The following is a 2,368-nucleotide window of genomic DNA, read 5'->3' as shown; positions in this document are numbered from 1 at the left end:
AGTGAGCCTACTAGATATTTTTATAAGGAATTGGTAACAATAACTGAGCGTCAGAGTAGGCGAGATCGTAATATTCCAAAGCTTTAGACTTAATGTAACTTCGTTCAGGAGCCGCTAGTATCATAAATGGAATACTATTTCCAGGCTTAACCTCTTTAAATCCGAATTTATTGTAGAATGATATAGTATTGTACTCACTTACTAATGCGATATTAGGAATATTGTTTAATACAGCAACTTCAACTACCGATCTCATCAACAACGTTCCCAATCCATTTAGTTGACAGGCTTCTTTTACAGATAGATATTCAATAGATAGTTCTTCATCATAAAGTTCAAAAGATAGATGAGCAGCCATGATATTCTCAATATCAACAAGTTCTATAACCATTTTCCTGCAATTATCTACAGCTGCATCATTATTTAATAATTTATCTTTCATATTTTGACGAGCAGCAGTTGAGAAAGTTTCATTTCTAGAAATACAATATGCTCGAAAATATGATTCGTCAGAAACATTGGGCACAACGCTTATCTTATAGCCTTTATGCTTGGCCTCTAAGATGAGACTACGTGGAAGATAGATATCACTTACAGCTTTAGTGCATGATGCACTATCAATCATTGGGTTCATAAATTAATTCTAAAACTGGTTGTTTCTTAATAAGACCGTCTTTATGAACTTAAGTTCTGCCTAAAACGTAACTTCCCTCATGCTTTCTCCCTATTTTTCAGGATTTTTTGCGGGCCTGAGACCTGACCCACGCCTGACCGTTTCCGAATGGGCCGATCAGACCCGGGTGCTCACCACCAAGTCGGCCAAGGAAGCCGGTCGCTGGCGAACGTCTCGAACGCCTTATCTGAAAGAAATCATGGATTGCCTGTCGCCTTCATCACCCGTTCAGCAAGTGGTGTTCATGAAGGGCGCTCAGGTCGGCGGCACCGAGTGCGGTAATAACTGGCTGGGCTATGTCATCGACCATACACCGGGGCCGATGATGTACGTGCTGCCCACCCTCGATCTGGCCAAGCGAACCTCAAGGCAGCGCATTGCTCCGATGATTGAGGAAATGCCCAACCTCCGGGACAAGGTCAAAGACCCTCGGAGTCGGGACAGTGGCAATACCGTGCTCTCCAAGGAGTTCCCCAATGGTGTGCTGGTGTTTGCCGGGGCCAACTCGGCGGCAGGCCTGCGCTCGATGCCCGTCCGTTTCCTGTTTCTGGATGAGATAGATGCTTACGATGATGATGTAGAGGGCGAAGGCAGTCCGGTCAATCTGGCGATCAAGCGAACGGCCACCTTCAGCCGTAACCGCAAAATACTGATGGTCAGCACGCCGAACATTGCAGAGACCAGCAAAATAGAGCCGGCTTATGAGAACAGCGATAAACGTCGCTATCACGTCCCCTGTAATTCATGCGGTCATCTGCAACCGATTGTATGGGCACAAATCCGCTTTGATGATAACGACCCGTCCACCACCCGCTTCGAATGCGTCAAGTGCGAGCATAAACACTTTGAAAAAGATAAGCCCAAATTGTTGAGTAATGGCCAGTGGATCGCCGAAGGAGAAAAGAGCACCCGGGTTGCTGGCTTTCACCTGAATTCGCTTTATAGCCCGAATGGCTGGTACAGCTGGCAGAATGCGGTCGAGGATTTTTTAGAGGCCAAGAAAAAACCGGTCGAGTTCAAGGACTGGACGAATACCGTGCTTGGTGAGACGTGGGTTGAAAAGGGCGAAACCGTCGAACATGCCCTGCTCTACCAACGCCGAGAGCATTACCCGGCAGAGGTGCCGTGGTGGGTGGAGATCCTCACCATTGGCTGCGATGTGCAGGATGACCGTATTGAGTTTGAGGTCACCGGCTGGGGCGCTGATGAGGAAAGCTGGTCTATCGACTACGTGCGACTCTATGGCGATCTGTCCCGTCCGGAGATATGGAATGCATTGGGCGAGATGTTTCACCGAACCTATACCCGGCAGGACGGGGTCCGGATGAACGTGGCGCAGATTTGCATGGACTCAGGCGGTCACTATACCGATGAGGTGTACGCTTTCTGCCGCAAGTTTGGTGCCGATTGGGTGATCCCTATCAAGGGAGCCTCACAGGCCGGAAAGCCTATCGCCACCTATCCCAAGACCAAAAACAAGAAAGGGGTCTATCTGACCCTCATAGGTACTGATACAGCGAAAGAGTTGATCTATCAGCGTTATCGCATTTTGGAGCCCGGAGCGGGTTATACCAATTTCATTTTCAAAATATGTCACGAATTCTGCGATTGCCTTTATACTTTAAATAGCCTGTTGTTCATCCCGTTAATGTCATGCCTAAAACTCCCGATTTTCCTGAAAACTTTCACGATGCA

Annotated in this window: 2 protein-coding genes; one reads left to right on the top strand and one right to left on the bottom strand. The window is 47.5% G+C overall.

Going from position 1 to position 2,368, the window contains the following annotated elements:
- Window positions 1-10: 10 nt before the first annotated feature.
- Window positions 11-634 carry a GNAT family N-acetyltransferase gene (locus tag AK963_RS27865; protein ID WP_066018573.1) on the bottom strand — a complete coding sequence of 208 codons (624 nt, stop codon included), beginning with the start codon at window positions 632-634 and terminating at the stop codon, window positions 11-13.
- Window positions 635-713: 79 nt separating this feature from the next.
- Here AK963_RS27865 and AK963_RS27860 point away from each other — a divergent pair.
- A partial coding sequence (locus AK963_RS27860) for a phage terminase large subunit family protein (RefSeq protein ID WP_066018572.1) occupies window positions 714-2,368 on the top strand: 1,655 nt, incomplete at its 3' end.

It is taken from the genome of Endozoicomonas atrinae (genome assembly GCF_001647025.1).
Classification (GTDB): Bacteria; Pseudomonadota; Gammaproteobacteria; order Pseudomonadales; family Endozoicomonadaceae; genus Endozoicomonas; species Endozoicomonas atrinae.
This window is presented reverse-complemented; position numbering and strand designations above follow the sequence as displayed.